Below are 15,760 nucleotides of genomic sequence, written 5' to 3'. Positions count from 1 at the left end.
GTGGGGCGTGGGGTGTGATGCAAGAGCCACGCGGCACGCGAGTGTGGCGTGCGCGTGTGGCGTGCGGGCGTAGGCACCAGGGCCGCCCGGTGTGCGTGTAGGCGTATAGGTCGGTTCCGGTGGCGGGTTCTCTAGGCAGACTGGGCTCATGACACCGACATCGATGAGCAAGGGCGCCAACATTCCAGTTGCCGCGCAGGAGGTGCAGGTCGTGCTCGGCTGGTCCGGGGGCCCCGGTACGCCGGACGCCGACGCCTCGGCTCTGCTGCTCCGCGCGGACGGACGGGTGCGGGACGACGGTGACTTCGTCTTCTACAACCAGCCCAGGCACGCCTCCGGTGCCGTTCGTCACCTGGGGAAGCGGAGGGAAGGCGACGCAACGACGGACACCGTCGGAGTGGACCTGCGTGCCCTGGAGCCGGAGATCCAGCGGGTCGTCCTGGGCGCCTCCGCCGACGGGGGCACCTTCGGCCGGCTGTCGGGCCTGCGGCTGAGGCTGCTCGACGCCGGGACCGGGCTGGAGCTGGCGCTCTTCGAGATGGAGGCGACGACGGAGACCGCGTTCATCGGGGGTGAACTGTATCTGCGGGGCGGTCGGTGGAAGTTCCGCGCGGTGGGTCAGGGGTACGACTCCGGACTCGCGGGCCTGGCCACCGACTTCGGGATCAGCGTGGACGAGGAGCCGAACGCGTCCGGGAGCGCCGGCTCCACGGGCGCGGGCTCCATGGGCGCGGTCTCCCGAGCCGCGGGCTCCGGAGATGCCTCGTCCGGGGCAGCGGCACCTTACGCGGCCCCGCCTGCCGTTCCACCCCGGCCCAAGGTGACGCCGGCTTCCGCATCGATGCCCCCGTCCGCATCGGCACCCCCGCCCGCACCGATGCCGGCGCCGGCGCCTGCCCCTGCCCCTGCCCCTGCCCCTGCGACCGTGCCCGTCCCGACGGCTCCCTCCGCACCTCCGGCCCCGGTCGTCGGCTCGGCTCCTCGTCTCATCAAGGGCGAGGACCGGTTGCCCGTGGACATGCGCAAGCGGCTCTCCCTGCGCAAGGAGCAGGTGGCGGTCAGTCTGCGCAAGCACGGGGCGGTGGGTGTGACGGCGCGCGTCATCCTCGTTCTGGACGCCTCCGGGTCGATGTCGTTCCTGTATTCGAGGGGTGTCGTGGCCGATGTGGTGGAGCGCATGGCCGCGGTGGCCGCGCAGTTGGACGACGACGGAGAGATGCAGGCGTGGACCTTCGCGTCGAACCCGGCCCGGTTGCCCGACCTTGCCCTGGGGGACCTGCCGGAGTGGCTGGAGCGCCATGTCCGGGTCGGTGAGCTGACCTTGTTCCGGCGGAGCAGGAAGCCGCGCAAGGGGCTGTTGCCGGGGCAGGTGGACATGAGGGCGGTCGGGATCCAGAACGAGGAGCAGAAGGTGATCGCCGAGGTCCGGACGTATGTCCGCGAGCATCCGGCCGCCGATCCCACGCTGGTGCTCTTCTTCTCCGACGGCGGTGTCTACCGCAACAAGGAGATCGAGAAGGAACTGCTGGAGGCGGTGGACGAGCCGGTCTTCTGGCAGTTCGTCGGACTGGGGCGGTCCAACTACGGCGTTCTGGAGCGGTTCGACACGCTGCCGGGCCGACGCGTCGACAACGTGGGCTTCTTCGCGGTCGACGACATCGGCGACGTACCGGATCCGGAGCTCTACGACCGGCTGCTGTCCGAGTTCCCTTCGTGGACGAGGGAGGCGCGGCGGCTGGGCATCATCTGAGACGGTCCGAGGCAGCGGATGACCCCCGCGGGACCGCCTCAGCGCGGCCGTACAGGCTCCGCTTCCGTGACGGATGTACTGGCTCGCACCCGCGACGGCCGTACGGGCCCGCACCCGTGGCAGCCTTACTGGCCCGTATCTGTGACGGACGCGCAGGCTCGCACAGGTGACGCCCGTCGGGCCCGCGCGCCCGCGCGGGACCCGATTCTCCCTCGAGCCCGGCCGTCGGCCGACCGGGTCACTCGGGCTGGTGTTCCGGCCCCCCGAAGTCCGGGCTGGTGAAGTCCGGGCTGGAGAAGCTCGGGCGCGGGCCGGCCGCGGGTCCGCCGTCGGGGCTGCTGAACCCCGGCCGGTCGTAGCCGAGGTGGGGAATCCGGCTCGGAGCCGGTGCCGGGCGACCCAGTGCCGCCGAGCCCGGGTCCGCGAGGGCTTCCCGGAGAAACGGCAGGATGCCGTGCTCCAGCAGGGCGTCGCGCCAGGCTTCCCTGGCCCGCTCGACCTGTTCGGTCAGTTCGCCGCCCGCTCCGGCCCGGAGCGACGACGAGCTGTTGCGCAGTGCGGTCAGCAGCAGTCCGGTCGCGGCGACGAGAATCGCGGCCGCCGTGACCGCGCCGAAGACCCATCCGGTGGTCAGGAGGGTCCTGGCGATGGCAGGCGCGGGATCGAGCATCTTCAGGACGTAACCCACGAGCAGGAAGATCACCGCGGCTGTCCCGGCGAGGACGGGGGCGAGCACCGCGACGACGGCGACCGCGCCGGCACCGGCCGTCTCGGTGACCTCTCCCACGGTGGCGGCGAGCCCCATCGCGGTCGTGTCCGGCTCCGTGGAGCCGACTTCCTCGTCGACGACCGGGGTGGACCGCACCGGGCGGCGCAGTTCCTCGCGGACCTTCACATAGTGCGTGTACTCGTCCGACGCGGCCGTCGTGATGAGAACTGTGGCGTTGAGCGCCATGGTGCGCAGTTGTTCGAGGTTGAGCCGCTGGCCGACAGCGGCGAGTTCCGGGCGGTGTGGTGCGGAGCGCAGCGCCTCATCGAGGATCCGCTCGTAGTCCTGGCGGTCCTCGCTCAGCAGGTGCTGCGGAACGCTGTTCATCTGCATCCCCCGATGCTCCGTAGGGCTGATGGCTCGCACGCTGACGAGCCGTTGGGCAGAAACGGAGGGGAGCCTGCTACGGATAAGCCGATGGTAGAGCGGTGACGGCACGCCGTGACAGGGGGTTTCCGGAAATTGGCCCCCGGCCGATGTGATCCGTCCGCGGGACGCCTGCCCGGTGAACGCTCAGATATCCAGCGGAAGTTGCTGGACCAGCAGCTTTCCGGCCATGGTCACTCCGCCGTCCATCGCGATGGCCAGCCCGTCGGCGTAGAGGTGCGGTCCTTCGACCACGGGGCCCGCACCCGCCTCGCCGTCCTCCGGGCCGACCTCTCCGAGAAGGTACGGGATGGGGCTGTGACCGTGGACGACGCGCGTGCCGCCGTATACGTCGAGCAGTTCGCGGACGGCCTCGGCGCCGTCGTCGCGGAAGGCGAAGCGGCGGGTGAACTTGCGGAAGAGGTCCCAGCATTCGTCCGCGTCGTTGCGGGTGAGGGTTTCGCGGACGGTGTCGTTGACCGCTTCGATGGAGTCGCCGTAGTCGAGATAGGCGGTGGTGTCGGAGTGCACCAGGAGGTGCCCGTCGACCTGTTCCATGGCGTCGAGGCGAGCCATCCACTGCAGGTGGTGGTCCTGGAGGCGGTCCATGTCCGTTTTTTGGCCGCCGTTGAGCAGCCAGGCGGCCTGGAAGGTGGCGGTACCCGCGCCGGAGCTGACGGGGGCGTCGCCGAACCTCTTGGCGCCGAGCAGCAGCAGCTCGTGGTTGCCCATGAGTGCCTTGCAGTAGCCACCGGCCGCGGCCGCCTCGGCGGACAGCCGCATCACGAGGTCGATCACGCCGATGCCGTCCGGGCCGCGGTCCGTGAAGTCGCCGAGGAACCACAGCCGCGAGGTGCCGGCCGACCAGTTGCCCGCGGGGTCGACGAGGCCCTTCTCCCGGAGCGCGTCGACGAGCTGGTCGAGATAGCCGTGCACATCCCCGACGACGTACAGCGGGCCGGGGCCCGCGCCGGGTGCCGGGGCGTGGATGCCGGCGGGGTCGACGGCGACCTGGAGGGTGTCACCCCGATTGATGACCGGCAGATCGCGCTGTGTGGGGGTGTACCCCTCGGAGAACTCTCCCGGAAACTCCGCGGGAGACTCCCCGGACATGTACGGCGAGGACTCTCCCGACGCGTACCGCGCGGTCCCCCCGACGGGTCCGGCGCCCTCGCCCTGAGGCGTGTCCTGCGCATACGGACCGGTCTCATGGACGTACCCGGGTACCCGGAAGTCGCGCAACGTCGCCGTCCGCGTCACCTCGGGTCCCTGACCGGCCCCCTGAGTCATCGACCCCTCCACCACGATCGCGCCGCATCTGCACCGGTTCGGACTGCCTGGTCGCAGCGGCCCGCGGTGTCGTCCGCCCATCATAGGAATGCGGATCGCGCCATGTGATGACCCAGGGGTGGTGAATCGGAACAGGAGCCCAGTTCACCGCGGTTTTCGCCCGAATTGGGCGGGGCTGGTCCCGCCCTTGTCGTATCGGGCGTCAACCCTGCTCGGGTGATCGGGGCGGACTGACGGTCGTACGGGGCGGACGACGCTGCGACGAGGTCCTCACGATCAGCTCCGTCGGTATCACCTGCTCGACCGGTTGGTCCGATTCGACCCCCTCGATGGCGTCGATCAGCAGCTGGACGACGGCTGTGCCGATTCTGCGCGGTTTGAGGGAGAGGGTCGTGACGGGAGGCTCGGTGCTGGCGTAGACCGTCGACTCGCTGCAGCAGACCAGCAGCAGGTCGTCGGGTACGCGCAGACCGTAGCGGCGGGCCGCGGCCAGCAGGTCGGTGCCGTTCGGGTCGAAGAGGCCGTAGACGGCGTCCGGGCGGTCGGGCCGGGCGAGGAGGCGATCGGCGGCGACGGCTCCCGCGCACGGATCGTGTGCCGGATAGGCCTCGTACACCGGATCCTGGCCCACGCTCTCGCACCAGCGCAGGTATGCGGTGGTGGAGAGGTGGGTGTACGTGTCCGTGGTGGTGCCGGTGAGGAGGCCGATGCGGCGGGCTCCCGCGGCGGCGAGGTGGTCGAGGATGCCGAGGACGGCGGCCTCGTGGTCGTTGTCCACCCAGGCGGTGACCGGGAGCGATCCCGCGGGCCGGCCGTCGGAGACGACCGGCAGCCCCTGGCGGACCAGTTCGCTGACGACCGGATCCTGGTCGGACGGGTCGATGACCACGGTTCCGTCCAGGGCGACGTTCGACCACACGTCGTGGCGGGAGGTCGCGGGAAGGATGACCAGGGCGTATCCCCGGGCGAGCGCGGCCGAGGTGGCGGCTCTGGCCATCTCGGCGAAGTACGCGAACTCGGTGAAGGTGAAAGGTTCATCCCCGTACGTGGTGACGGTCAGGCCGATCAGACCCGACTTGCCGGTTCGGAGGGTTCGGGCCGCGGCCGACGGGCGATAGCCCAGCCGGTCGGCGACCTCGCGGACATGGCGTCGGGTGGCGTCCGGGAGCCGGCCCTTGCCGTTGAGGGCATCGGACACGGTTGTGATGGAGACCCCTGCTGCCGCGGCCACGTCTCTGATGCCCGCCCGGCCCGGCCGACCGCCTCGGCGGGAGGTCTCCGCCCGGCTCACCTGGTGCTTCCCTGCTGCTGTCATGGCGAGCCGATAGTAGGGCTCATACGGTGGGGTAGTGCGGACGCATATGCACGCGTTGACAGACACGTTTCTGCATGGTCCAAAGTACCTAACTTCCTTTGAAGCGAAGGTAGTTGGATAATCCAACCCCCGTACGTGACTTGTCGGCGCGCATGGGCCTGCCAAGTGGGCCATGTTTCGAAGAGGTCTCAACTCACCTGTACGAGGGATGCGCGCCACGGCGTGAGCCACCGGCGCATGTGGAGCCTGTCGACGCGCCCCCTTTTCGTACGACTTCGTAGGAGGAAGGCCGCGGCTCGTGCGACGGCGATGGCCGGGCCCGCGTACGCGGATGATCACCCGGCCGGACACGAGGTGGTGTCCGGTTGTCCACAGGCCATTCGCAGCGGCGCCGAATCCTCATAAGGTGAGAAGCATTGGTAGCCGGTGGTGGTCATGAGCCGCTGGTGGTCGCGAGGAGGACTGCGGTGAGCGAGACGAACCCCAAGCTGCGTGCGGAGCTGGCGGGTATCCCCACCTACAAGCCGGGCAAGCCCGCCGCGGCCGGTGCCGTGGCGTACAAGCTGTCCTCCAACGAGAACCCGTATCCGCCGCTGCCCGGGGTGGTCGAGAGCCTGGCCGCGGCGACCGGGTCGTTCAACCGCTACCCGGATATGGCGTGCACCGGCCTGATGAACGAGCTGTCGGACCGGTTCGGCGTCCCGGTCTCCCACCTGGCGACCGGCACCGGCTCGGTCGGCGTCGCGCAGTCGCTGCTGCAGGCGACGAGCGGTCCCGGTGACGAGGTCATCTACGCCTGGCGGTCCTTCGAGGCGTACCCGATCATCACGCAGATCAGCGGGGCCACCTCGGTGCAGGTGCCGCTGACCCCGGGTGAGGTCCACGACCTGGACGCGATGGCCGACGCCATCACCGACCGGACCCGGCTGATCTTCCTCTGCAACCCGAACAACCCGACCGGCACCGTGGTGCGCCGGGCCGAGCTGGAGCGGTTCCTGGACCGGGTCCCGAGCGATGTGCTGGTCGTCCTGGACGAGGCGTACCGCGAGTTCATCCGTGACGTCGAGGTGCCGGACGGTGTGGCGATCTACCGTGACCGGCCCAACGTCTGTGTGCTGCGCACCTTCTCCAAGGCGTACGGGCTGGCCGGTCTCCGGGTCGGTTTCGCGATCGCTCACGAGCCGGTGGCGGCGGCCCTGCGCAAGACGGCGGTGCCGTTCGGTGTGAGCCAACTGGCCCAGGACGCCGCGGTGGCGAGCCTGCGCGCCGAGGACGAACTGCTCGGCCGGGTCGGCTCCCTGGTGTCCGAGCGCACCCGGGTGGTCGACGCCCTGCGCGGTCAGGGCTGGACGGTGCCCGAGACCCAGGCCAACTTCGTGTGGCTGCGGCTGGGGGAGCGCACCCTCGACTTCGCCGCCCACTGCGAGCAGGCCGGTGTCGTCGTGCGTCCGTTCGCGGGCGAGGGCGTCCGCGTCACCATCGGCGAGACCGAGGCGAACGACATCTTCCTGAAGGCGACCGAGGGATTCCGCGAGGAGCTGTAGTCGTCCGGCGGAACACCGGCGCGCCGGAACACCTGCCCGCCGGAACACCTGCCCGCCGGACAGTACCTGTCCAGCGGGTGACGCCTGCCTGTCAGGCCGGGCTGCTCATCTGGCGGCGCCTGCCCATCGTCCCGCGCCTGTTCGCGGGCCGGCCTGTTCACCGGGCAGCGCCTGTGGGCGGCGCGGGCATCCGTCTGCGAGCCATGACCGAGGCCCCGTACGCGTTCACCGTGTACGGGGCCTCGGCGCGCGCGGCACGCTCGGGATGGGTGCGGGGCGGGGACAGGGAGCGGGCCCGGGAACCACTCGCGCACCAGGGGCCACCGTTCCCTCCCGTCGGGGGTCCATCGGTCCCGCTTAGGGACCCCCCACCCCTCATCCTTCGAACGGGCATGCGTCATAATTGCTTGTGAATGTGAACGCGTTCACAAGCGTGTCCTGTTGCTCCCGTGATGTCTGCGATAAAGCGGGCAAACTGCCGCTGTGACCACGGCGACGTAAGGAGACTGACGACGTGGAATTGGCTTTGGCGCCGGAGACTCTGGCGCGATGGCAGTTCGGCATTATCACCGTCTACCACTTCTTCTTCGTCCCCCTGACGATCTCGCTCGCGGCGCTCGTCGCCGGCCTGCAGACGGCCTGGGTACGTACGGAGAACCAGAAGTACCTCAGGGCCACCAAGTTCTGGGGCAAGCTCTTCCTGATCAACATCGCGATGGGCGTCGTCACCGGCATCGTCCAGGAGTTCCAGTTCGGCATGAACTGGTCCGCCTACTCACGCTTCGTCGGCGACATCTTCGGTGCGCCGCTCGCCTTCGAGGCTCTGATCGCCTTCTTCTTCGAGTCCACCTTCATCGGGCTGTGGATCTTCGGCTGGGACAGGCTCCCGAAGAAGCTCCATCTCGCCTGCATCTGGATGGTCTCGATCGGCACCGTCCTGTCTGCGTACTTCATCCTCGCGGCCAACTCGTGGATGCAGCACCCCGTCGGCTACCGGATCAACAAAGCGAAGGGGCGCGCGGAACTCACCGACTTCTGGCACGTGCTGACCCAGAACACCGCGCTCGCGCAGGCGTTCCACACCCTCACGGCGGCCTTCCTGACCGGCGGCGCCTTCATGGTGGGCATCGCCGCGATCCACCTGGTCCGCAAGAGGCACATCGCCATCATGAAGACCTCGCTGCGGCTCGGCCTGGTCACCGTCGTCATCGCCGGCCTGCTCACGGCGATCAGCGGTGACACCCTCGGCAAGGTCATGTTCAAGCAGCAGCCGATGAAGATGGCCGCCGCCGAGGCGCTGTGGGACGGCCAGGAATCCGCACCCTTCTCGATCTTCGCGTACGGGGACGTCAGCAAGGGGCACAACACCGTCGAGCTGTCGATCCCGGGGATACTGTCGTTCCTCGCCAACGACGACTTCAACTCGTATGTCCCCGGCATCAACGACACGAACAAGGCCGAGCAGGCGAAGTACGGTCCCGGTGACTACCGCCCCATCATCCCGGTCACCTTCTGGGCGTTCCGCTGGATGATCGGCTTCGGCATGGCGTCCTTCGTGATCGGCATCATCGGACTCTGGCTGACCCGCAAGAAGTTCATGCTGCCGCAGCACCTGAGGGTCGGTGAGGACGAGGCGCCGCACCTGGTCCTGTTCAAGAACAAGGCACTCGGCCCGACGCTCACCAAGTGGGGCTGGCGCATCGCCATCTGGACCCTGGCCTTCCCGCTGATCGCCAACTCCTGGGGCTGGATCTTCACCGAGATGGGCCGTCAGCCGTGGGTCGTCTACGGGGTTCTGCAGACCCGGTTCGGGGTCTCCCCCACCGTCTCGCAGGGCGAGGTCATCACATCGATGACCGTCTACACGGCGATCTACGCGATCCTCGCCGTCGTCGAGGTCAAGCTGCTCGCGAAGTACGTCAAGGCAGGGCCGCCCGAGCTCACCGACTCCGATCTCAACCCGCCCACCAAGATCGGCGGCGACTCGAGTGACGCCGACAAGCCGATGGCCTTCTCCTACTAGGCTCAGGGAGCTGCTGAGTCATGGAACTTCACAACGTCTGGTTCGTACTCATCGCGGTCCTCTGGATCGGCTACTTCTTCCTGGAGGGCTTTGATTTCGGAGTCGGCATCCTCACCAAGCTGCTGGCCCACGACCGCACCGAGAAGCGGGTGCTGATCAACACGATCGGTCCCGTGTGGGACGGCAACGAGGTGTGGCTGCTCACGGCGGGCGGTGCGACCTTCGCGGCCTTCCCCGAGTGGTACGCCACGCTCTTCTCGGGCTTCTATCTGCCTCTGCTGATCATCCTGGTCTGTCTGATCGTGCGTGGCGTCGCCTTCGAGTACCGGGCGAAGCGGCCCGAGGAGCACTGGCAGCGCAACTGGGAGACAGCCATCTTCTGGACCTCGCTGATCCCGGCGTTCCTGTGGGGTGTGGCCTTCGGCAACATCGTGCGCGGAGTGAAGATCGACCGGAACTTCGAGTACGTGGGCAACTTCTGGGACCTGCTCAACCCGTACGCGATCCTCGGTGGTCTGGTCACGCTGACCTTGTTCACCTTCCACGGGACGGTGTTCGTCGGACTCAAGACGGTCGGGGACATCCGGGAGCGGTCACGGAAGCTGGCGCTGCAACTCGGCTTGGCAACGGCCGTGTTGGCGCTGATCTTTCTGATCTGGACTCAGATGGACAACGGTGACGGCGCCTCGCTGGTCGCGCTGATCGTGGCCGTGGTCGCCCTCGTCGCGGCACTGGTGGCGGTCAACGGGGGTCGGGAAGGCTGGGCCTTCATGCTCTCGGGGCTCACCATCGTGGCCGCTGTCGCGATGCTCTTCCTGTCGCTCTTCCCGGACGTGATGCCGTCCTCGCTCAACGCGGACTGGAGCCTCACGGTCACCAATGCCTCGTCGAGCCACTACACCCTGAAGATCATGACCTGGTGTGCCGCGATCGCCACGCCGATCGTCCTGCTCTACCAGAGCTGGACCTACTGGGTGTTCCGCAAGCGCATCGGCACGCAGCACATCGCCGTGGACGTGTCGCACTGAATCCGATGTAATGGCATGTTTCACGTGAAACATGCCTGATGAGCCAGGGGTGTGTTTCACGTGAAACCAATCGATCCGCGTCTGCTCCGGTACGCCCGAGCCACCCGCCTCTTCCTTGTGGCGGTCGTGGGTCTCGGTGCCGTCGGAGCGTCGCTGGTCATCGCCCAAGCGATGCTCATCGCCGAAGTGGTGGTCGGTGCCTTCCAGCACGGTTCCTCTGTCGCTGAACTCCGCACCCCTCTGCTGCTGTTGGCGGCCGTCGCGGCTGGGCGCGCGATGGTGGCCTGGCTCACCGAGCTCGCCGCACACCGGGCGAGCGCCGCGGTCAAGTCGGAGTTGAGGGGCCGGCTGCTGGAGCGGGCCGCGTCCCTCGGGCCCGGGTGGCTCAGCGGCCAGCGCACGGGCTCACTGGTCGCCCTCGCGACGCGGGGGGTCGACGCCCTGGACGACTACTTCGCGCGCTATCTGCCGCAGCTGGGGCTCGCGGTGGTCGTCCCGGTGGCCGTACTGGCGCGGATCGTCACCGAGGACTGGGTGTCGGCGGCGATCATCGTCTGCACCCTGCCGCTGATCCCCTTGTTCATGATGCTGATCGGCTGGGCCACGCGCAGCCAGATGGACCGCCAATGGCGGATGCTGTCCCGGCTGTCCGGACACTTCCTGGACGTCGTCGCTGGACTGCCCACGCTCAAGGTGTTCGGCCGGGCCAAGGCGCAGGCCGAGTCGATCCGGAAGATCACCGGCGAGTACCGGCAGGCGACCATGCGGACGCTCCGGATCGCCTTCCTGTCGTCCTTCGCCCTGGAACTGCTCGCCACCATCTCGGTCGCACTGGTCGCGGTGACCATCGGGATGCGGCTCGTCCGCGGCGAGATGGACCTGTACGTGGGGCTCGTCATCCTCGTGCTGGCGCCCGAGGCCTATCTGCCGCTGCGGCAGGTGGGAGCCCAGTACCACGCCGCCGCCGAGGGGCTCGCGGCCGCCGAGGAGATCTTCGCGGTGCTGGAGACCCCGGCGCCGAAGTCCGGATCGCTGCGCGTGCCCGTGGGGGAGATCAGCTTCGAGGGTGTGACCGTGCGGTACCCGGGGCGCTCCGCGGACGCGCTCTCGGCCGCCTCCCTCACGGTCGAACCCGGTGAGACGGTGGCACTGGTCGGACCCAGCGGCGTGGGCAAGTCGACGCTGCTGAACGTCCTGCTCGGGTTCGTCGAGCCCACCGCGGGCCGGGTCCGGGCCGGGGGAGCCGATCTCGCCGAGGCCGACCTCACGGAGTGGCGCTCACGGATCGCATGGGTGCCGCAACGGCCGCACCTGTACGCCGGATCCATCGCCGAGAACGTACGGCTGGCGCGACCCGAGGCGGACGACGCGGCGCTGCGCAGGGCCCTCGTCGACGCCGGCGCGGCCGGATTCGTCGACGCGCTGCCCGCCGGGGCCGACACGGTCCTCGGCGAGGACGGAGCCGGGCTGTCGGCCGGCCAGCGTCAGCGCCTCGCACTCGCCCGGGCGTTTCTCGCGGACCGGCCCGTGCTCCTGCTCGACGAGCCGACCGCCTCGCTCGACGGGGCGACCGAGGCGGAGGTCGTCGCAGCGGTACGGCGGCTCGCCGTGGGGCGGACCGTCCTCTTGGTCGTGCATCGACCGGCCCTGCTGGAAGTGGCGGACCGGGTGGTGCGCCTGGAAGCCGCGGCGGTCGGCGACCCGCAGACGGCACTCGCGGCCGCCGTCGAGGTTTCCGGCCTCCCGCGGCCGGGCCGCACGCAGTCGCCCGTGGGCGGCGAGCCGGAAGGCGCGCTCTCGGACGACGGCGAAGGGCTCGCCCCGGCGTCCCGGAGCCGGGGTGGCTTGCTCGCCCGTGTGCGGGCCATGGCACTTCCCCGCCGTGGGCCGCTCGCCCTCGCCCTGCTCCTCGGCAGCCTCGCGCTCGGGAGCGCCGTCGGCCTGATGGCGACCTCCGGGTGGCTCATCTCGCGGGCCTCCCAGCAGCCGCCGGTGTTCTATCTGATGGTGGCCGTGACAGCGACCCGGACCTTCGGAATCGGACGGGCGGTGTTCCGGTACGCGGAACGGCTCGTGTCGCACGACGCCGTGCTGCGGATGCTGGCCGACACACGGGTCGCCGTCTACCGCCGTCTGGAACGGCTCGCACCCGCCGGGCTGCGGACCACCCGGCGCGGCGATCTGCTGTCGCGGCTCGTCGCCGACGTGGACGCCCTCCAGGACTACTGGCTGCGGTGGCTGCTGCCGGCCGGAGCCGCGCTCCTGGTGTCCGCCGCCACCGTCGCGTTCACCGCCTGGCTGCTGCCCGAGGCCGGCGCCGCTCTCGCCGCCGGTCTGCTGGCGGCCGGTCTCGGCGTTCCCCTGGTGACCGGCGCCGTGGCGCGCCGCGCCGAGCGACGGCTGGCTCCCGCGCGCGGCGTGCTGGCGACCCGGGTCGCCGATCTGCTCACGGGGACCGCCGAGTTGACCGTCGCGGGTGCGCTGCCCGCCCGTACGGCGGAGACGCGCCGGGCCGACGCCGTCCTCACCCGCATCGCCTCGCGAGCCGCGACCGCCACCGCGCTCGGCGACGGACTCACGGCCCTCGTGTCCGGTCTCACCGTCACGGCCACCGGTCTTGTCAGCGCTCAGGCGGTCGCCGCCGGACGTCTGCACGGCGTGCTGCTGGCTGTCGTCGTCCTCACCCCCCTCGCCGCCTTCGAGGCCGTCATGGGACTGCCGCTCGCCGTCCAGTACCGGCAGCGGGTGCGCAAGAGCGCGGAGCGCGTGTACGAGGTGCTGGACGCCACCGATCCCGTACGCGAACCCGAGCAGCCGCGGCCGGCGCCCGCGTCGCCGTTCCCGCTCCGGGTGGAGGGGCTGCGGGCCCGGCACGCGGGACAGGACCGGGACGCGCTGGCCGGCCTCGATCTGACCCTCGAAGAGGGCCGCAGGATCGCTGTGGTCGGCACGTCCGGAGCCGGCAAGACCACGCTCGCGCAGGTGCTGCTGAGGTTCCTGGACGCGGGAGCGGGGACGTACACGCTGGGAGGGGCGGACGCGTACGGGATGGACGGGGACGAGGTGCGCAGGCTGGTCGGGCTGTGCGCCCAGGACGCGCATCTCTTCGACAGCACCGTGCGCGAGAACCTGCTGCTCGCCCGCAAGGACGCGACCGAGGCCACATTGCGCGACGCGCTCGGGCGGGCCAGGCTCCTCGACTGGGTGGACGGACTGCCCGACGGGCTCGACACCCTGATCGGTGAGCACGGGGCCCGGCTGTCCGGGGGCCAGCGCCAGCGACTCGCGCTGGCCCGTGCGCTGCTCGCCGATTTCCCCGTACTCGTTCTCGACGAACCGGCGGAACACCTCGACCTGCCGACGGCCGACGCGCTCACCGCCGATCTGCTGGCCGCGACGGCGGGCCGTACGACCCTGCTGATCACACACCGGCTGGCAGGTCTTGACGCGGTGGACGAGGTGGTCGTCCTCGCAGGGGGACGGGTGGTCCAGCGCGGGGCGTTCGCGGAGCTGTCGGCCGTCGAGGGACCGCTGCGGGAGATGGTGGAACGGGAGACCGCGGGAGATCTGCTGGCGGGCGCGGTGGCGCGCTGAGCGCCGCGCGGGCGGGCGGGGCGTAAGTGGTGGGTCCGGTGGCGTACTGCGGGCTGTGCGGGCTGGGCCTGGTGGCGTGGTGAGGGCTGTGCGGGCGGGCCGTGAGGGCCGGGCCCGGTGGCGTGCTGAGGGCCATGTGGGCAAGGGTATGGGCGGGTCGTGGCTGGGCCCGTGGGACGTGGTGGGTCCCGGATTCCGTTTCCGTCCTCTCCCCTGACTCGACTTTCCCTTACAAAGGGGACTAATTAGGCTCAAGGCGTGTCAGCAGCGCCGACCTCCCCCGTCCCGGACGGCGACTCGGCTGCGGTGGCTCCGGCGGCTCCTGTGGCCCCGGCGGACCGTGGTCCGGGAGGGCTGCCCGACGAGTCGGCCGCACGGGTGCCGCCCTTGCTGGAGGCCATGCGGTCGGTCGGATCGGGGCTGGAGCTGCATTCCACGCTGGACCGGATCTGCGAGACAGCGGCCGAGCTCACGGACGCGCGGTACGCGGCCATCGGGGTCGTGGCCGAGAGTGGGGAGGGACTCTCGGACTTCGTTCAGCACGGCGTCGACGAGGCGACCGTCCGGCGGATCGGTCGGATGCCCGACGGGCACCAGGGGCTGTTGGGGGCGCTCATCCGCGACCCCGATCCGGTGCGTCTCGCGAACCTAAGGAACGACCCGCGTTCCTGCGGGTTCCCGCCCGGCCATCCGCCGATGCGCAGCTTCCTCGGATTGCCGATCCGGGTGCAGGGGGAGATCTTCGGGAACCTGTACCTCACGGAGAAGCGCGGCAGCGGGACGTTCGGCGACGAAGACCTCAGCATGGTCCGGGTGCTGGCCACGGAAGCGGGAATCGCGATAGGCAATGCCCGCCTGTACGAGGCGGCGAAGCAGCGCGAGCGCTGGATCGACGGCTCGGTGGCCGTCACCACCGCGCTGCTGGCGGGCGGCCACGCCGAGGACGCGTTGCAGGTCGTCGCCGAACAGGCCCGTCGGCTCTCCGGTTCCGCGGCCGGGCTGGTGCTGCTGCCCGCCGAAGAAGGCGGCCTGGAGGTCGTCGCGGTGGCAGCCGAACACCCTTCGAAGCTGCTCGGTGTGGTCGTTCCGCCGGAGAGCGAACTGGTCGCCGAACTCTGCGACGGGAAGCCGGTGTTCTTGGAGGACGCGGCTGTCGACCCGCGCCTGCGTACGGATCTGACCCGCGACTACGGGCCCGTCATGATGCTTCCCCTGCAGAGCGACGGCCGCGTCCTCGGGGCCCTCGTCACCCCGCGGACGCGCGAAGGACGCCCGTTCACGGAGACCGAGCGGTCCCTCGCGACGCAGTTCGCCTCGCAGGCCGCGCTGGCACTGATGATGGCCGAGACACAGCGCGACAGGGAACGGCTGGCGGTGTACGAGGACCGCGATCGGATCGCCCGTGACCTGCACGATCTGGTCATCCAGCGGCTCTTCGCCACCGGAATGATGCTGGAGAGCGCGCAGCGCCGGTCGAACGTGCCCGAGGTGCGGCGGGGCGTCGGCAAGGCGGTCGACGAACTCGACGTCACCATCCAGGAGATCCGCACCGCGATCTTCGCGCTCCGGCAGGGTCCCGCCGAAGTGCCGTCCGGGCTGCGCACCCGCGTCCTGCGCGAGATCAGCATGGCCGCCGTCCCCCTCGGTTTCCGGCCCGGTCACCACTTCACCGGCCCCGTCGACACGCTGGTCGGCGAACTCACGGGCAAGAACCTCATCGCCGCGCTGCGTGAAGCCCTCTCCAACGCCTTCCGGCACGCGGGATCCTCCCGCATCGAGGTATCCGTCGACGCGAACGTCCTCCTGTCGGACGGGCGGCCGGGCGTGCGCCTCGCCGTGGCGGACGACGGCGTCGGCATCCCCGACGGCGGCCGGCGCAGCGGCCTGAAGAACCTCAAGCGGCGTGCCGAGTCGCTGGGCGGAGCCAGTTGGTACGGGCCGGGGATCGGTGAGGGCGGAGGCGGCACGACGGTGGTGTGGCAGGTTCCGCACTGAATCGCCTTGTGCGGGAGACCTGTTCGCGGGTCACCGCGCCGGTACGGGGCCGTTCGGTCCCGCCGATGGGCCATTCGTGACGTCCC

General features: G+C 70.1%; 9 protein-coding genes. 6 read left to right on the top strand and 3 right to left on the bottom strand.

Annotation, left to right across the window (positions count from 1 at the left end):
• The first annotated feature begins 148 nt into the window (after positions 1-148).
• Complete coding sequence (locus ACFYW8_RS12570) at positions 149-1,750, top strand: VWA domain-containing protein (RefSeq protein ID WP_389071733.1); 1,602 nt, start codon at positions 149-151, stop codon at positions 1,748-1,750.
• Positions 1,751-1,988: 238 nt separating this feature from the next.
• Here ACFYW8_RS12570 and ACFYW8_RS12565 read toward each other — a convergent pair whose 3' ends face one another.
• From ACFYW8_RS12565 to ACFYW8_RS12555, 3 genes are all read right to left on the bottom strand, one after another.
• On the bottom strand, positions 1,989-2,852 hold the full coding sequence (locus ACFYW8_RS12565; RefSeq protein ID WP_365869382.1) for a hypothetical protein: 864 nt from the start codon (positions 2,850-2,852) through the stop codon (positions 1,989-1,991).
• Positions 2,853-3,032: 180 nt separating this feature from the next.
• Positions 3,033-4,175: a metallophosphoesterase gene (locus ACFYW8_RS12560; protein WP_389071727.1), complete on the bottom strand. Its 1,143-nt coding sequence runs from the start codon at positions 4,173-4,175 to the stop codon at positions 3,033-3,035.
• A gap of 202 nt (positions 4,176-4,377) precedes the next feature.
• Positions 4,378-5,490 (bottom strand): LacI family DNA-binding transcriptional regulator, encoded by a 1,113-nt coding sequence (locus tag ACFYW8_RS12555; RefSeq protein ID WP_365869384.1) that lies wholly within the window; start codon positions 5,488-5,490, stop codon positions 4,378-4,380.
• Positions 5,491-5,957: 467 nt separating this feature from the next.
• On the opposite strand from ACFYW8_RS12555, the gene hisC reads away from it, so the two are divergent.
• The 5 genes from hisC (at position 5,958) to ACFYW8_RS12530 (ending at position 15,674) form a co-directional block, all read left to right on the top strand.
• Positions 5,958-7,034: a histidinol-phosphate transaminase gene (gene hisC, locus ACFYW8_RS12550; protein WP_365869385.1), complete on the top strand. Its 1,077-nt coding sequence runs from the start codon at positions 5,958-5,960 to the stop codon at positions 7,032-7,034.
• Positions 7,035-7,548: 514 nt separating this feature from the next.
• Positions 7,549-9,057 carry a cytochrome ubiquinol oxidase subunit I gene (locus tag ACFYW8_RS12545; RefSeq protein WP_365869386.1) on the top strand — a complete coding sequence of 503 codons (1,509 nt, stop codon included), beginning with the start codon at positions 7,549-7,551 and terminating at the stop codon, positions 9,055-9,057.
• Between the two features lie 20 nt (positions 9,058-9,077).
• Positions 9,078-10,085 carry a cytochrome d ubiquinol oxidase subunit II gene (gene cydB / locus ACFYW8_RS12540; RefSeq protein ID WP_365869387.1) on the top strand — a complete coding sequence of 336 codons (1,008 nt, stop codon included), beginning with the start codon at positions 9,078-9,080 and terminating at the stop codon, positions 10,083-10,085.
• Between the two features lie 51 nt (positions 10,086-10,136).
• Positions 10,137-13,679: a thiol reductant ABC exporter subunit CydD gene (gene cydD / locus ACFYW8_RS12535; protein ID WP_389071716.1), complete on the top strand. Its 3,543-nt coding sequence runs from the start codon at positions 10,137-10,139 to the stop codon at positions 13,677-13,679.
• Between the two features lie 306 nt (positions 13,680-13,985).
• Positions 13,986-15,674 (top strand): GAF domain-containing protein, encoded by a 1,689-nt coding sequence (locus tag ACFYW8_RS12530; protein WP_389072520.1) that lies wholly within the window; start codon positions 13,986-13,988, stop codon positions 15,672-15,674.
• The last annotated feature ends 86 nt before the right edge of the window (positions 15,675-15,760 follow it).

Source organism: Streptomyces sp. NPDC002742 (assembly GCF_042888885.1).
In the GTDB taxonomy this organism is placed as follows: Bacteria; Actinomycetota; Actinomycetes; order Streptomycetales; family Streptomycetaceae; genus Streptomyces.
Note: the sequence above shows the minus strand (reverse complement) of the source record. Positions and strands in the feature narration are given on the sequence as shown.